Below are 2,750 nucleotides of genomic sequence, written 5' to 3'. Positions count from 1 at the left end.
AGCTCGATCTTTCCCCGGGCGAATGTGTTCAGCGGTCCGTAGTCGGCCAAGGCGCTGATCCGCCAGCCCTTCTGGTCCGGGAGGTCGGCGAGGGCAGGCCGGTAGGAGATGCCCAGCAGCTCCAGAAGACCGAAGACCAGGTCTAAGTAAGAGCCGGTGTCTGAGACGACGATCTCGGGCAGGTCGCCGCCGTCCAGGCCGAAGATGACGTCGACCATGTGCAGGGAGTCTCGGATCGTCCCGGACACGACCTTCGCGCCGCATCCCATGCCGCGGTCGTTCATGGCGTTCAGCCAGGTCATGCCGCGTTTGGAGCCGAAGTACTTGCGGTTGGGGCGGGCGAAGGCGGCCGGGACCGGGACGACGAACCGCATCCCGTCGACCGCGGCGACCAGGCCGCCGCCCCACGCCTGGGCGAGCGACAACCCGGCCGGCTTGTCGACCAGCGGCACGTTCGCCAAGCTCAGCGTCTCGGGCCGGAAGTAGTTCTGGTAGACGTGCGACAGCCGCGACCGCTCCAGGGCCTCGACGCCCTTCTTGGCGATCGGCCGGTATCCGACGTTCAACGAGTGCGCGGCCAGGCAGGCGGCGATCGAGACCGGCAGGTCCTTCAGCCGGGACCGGCCGCCCGACACCGCGGTGAAGGCCTCGGCCAGTTCCGGGACCCACGACATGACCTCCAGGATCGCCTCGGGCAGCTCCACGTGCGGCAGCATCGCCGTGGTGCGGGCCCGCAGGTCCACCAAGGAGGGCGGTTCCTCAATCGCCTTCACCCCGGTCAGGTGGATCTTCCCTGATCCGTCGACCCGGACGTCGGGGTTGGCGATCAGCCGTCCGCCGACCTCCTTCAGGGCGGCATCCAGGGTGGCCGAGTGCTCGGCCAGCAGCGTGTCGGGGTCGGCCGGGAGGCTGAGGGCGGTGAGCGCATCGGGCCGGATCGCCGCCCACTGAGCGCCTTCCAGCAGCTCGGCCTGGGGGTTGCGCCATTTGGTGGAGGCGTCGGCGTAGATCTCGCGGCGCTTCAGACCGCGCCAGAACCGCTCCAGCACGCAGAAGGCGTAGGCGTGCCGGTTCACCGCGCCGCCCTCGTGGGCGGGCTGGCCGAACACCAGGCGCTTCCACGGGCCGTTCACCACACCGGCGTCGATCAGATGGCCGGGGATCAGCGGGGCGGCCAGCCGGCTGCGGTAGGACAGCACGTCCGGCACCGCCTTCATCGCCTTCAGCACGGGCGCGCCCTCGGCGTTCGCGCCGAAGGTGATCACCTCGGGCAGGACCTTCAAGAACCCCGACACGGTGGTGTGCCGGCCGACCAGCTCGGTCCGCCAGTCATCGGGATCAGCGGCATCCGCCGGCGGCACGCTGTCGTTCACCAAGACCAGCGCCGCGCGCAGGTCGGCGCGGGAGATGACCGTCTCGATCGCCTCCCACACCTCCGCGACCCGTACCTCCTCATCCTCCCCGCCCCACCCGTCGGATTCGAACAACGCCTGCACCGCGACCGCCAGCCGGGCCGAGGCCTTGGCGAGCTTGGGGTGCTTGGGGTGCTTCTCCTTGTTGGAGGCGTTCTGCGCCTTGTTCACCAACTCGGTCGCCATCAGCAGATCCAGCAGCTCCAGAGTGTCGTCAACCGACTTGCCCTCCAGATGCCGGACCGTGGCCAGCAGGGTCGCCAACCGGCGGCCGTCGCCATGACGGCGCAGCGCCGAGGCGTCCGCGCGCATCCCGTACTTGGCCAGCTCACCCAACCGGCGCTGCGGCACCAGCGCTTCGGCGCCCAGCTCCGCCAGCTCCAGGCCGTCGATCTCGCACACCTGGTCCAAGGCCTTGATGATCGTCGGTCCGGACGCCCGCGGCGTCACGCCCTTGCGCCACCGCTCCAGGTCCGACACCCGCGACCCCAGCGGCACCTCCAACAGCTGGTCCAGGACGTAGCGCTGCCCGACCGTCAGCAGCCCCTCCAGCACACCCCACAACCGCTTGGTCGTGTCATCGCGAACTCGCGCGACCTGCCGCGCCAGCACCGTCACCCCCGGCAGCAGCACCTTGCGCTCCCGCAGCCACCCCACCCCGTCACTGAAGATCGCCTTCGGCCCGTCGCCCGACGTCCACGACCGCGCCGCCACCCACGCCGCGAACTCCCCATCGACGTCGGTGAAGTCCTTCCACCCATACGCCCGCCGAATATCACGCTGATGATCAAACGGCGTCTCCCGCCGCTCGGCGTACCGCTTCACCTGCGAGGCATCCTCGACACCCAGCTGCCCGGCCACGAACTCCAGCACCGCACCCGGCACGTCCAGAGGGTCCTCCAGGAACGTCCCCAGCCAGCGCACCGTCACCAGCTGAAGAGCAAACCCCAGCCGCATGTGCTCGCCGCGCCGCTGCCCGACCAGCGCCCGATCCTCATCATCGAGGAAGAACACCCGCTCCAGATCAGCCTGCGCCGGCGGCCCCGTGAACCGCCCGTACGCAGCCGCTTCATCATCAGTCAAGAACTTCACAGGCATAACCCGCAAAGTAGGACCAACCAGCAGACCGACCACGCCGAGCGATCAAACCGTTACAAGATCCCTCCTCGGTCGACGCCACCCGCATCCGAACCACCAGTGGCGATAACGCGTGTCCCAACGGCTCACTAACGCCACTGACGGTTCGGTTGCTGCTCAACCCCCGTGACCGAGCTGAACGGCGAGGCCGGCGCCGACCGCGTCGCGGCCTGGTTCGCCGGCCGCTGGGGCGGCGCGGCC

General features: G+C 69.4%; 1 protein-coding gene. It reads right to left on the bottom strand.

What is annotated here, in order from left to right:
- The coding region (locus tag ACTOQ2_RS43735; RefSeq protein ID WP_440107909.1) for a Tn3 family transposase at positions 1-2,495 on the bottom strand (2,495 nt) is incomplete at its 3' end.
- Between the last annotated feature and the right edge of the window lie 255 nt (positions 2,496-2,750).

This window comes from Streptosporangium sp. H16, from assembly GCF_051918855.1.
Taxonomy (GTDB): domain Bacteria; phylum Actinomycetota; class Actinomycetes; order Streptosporangiales; family Streptosporangiaceae; genus Streptosporangium.
The sequence above is the reverse complement of the archived record's forward strand: the minus strand, read 5'-3'. Positions and strand labels throughout refer to the sequence as shown.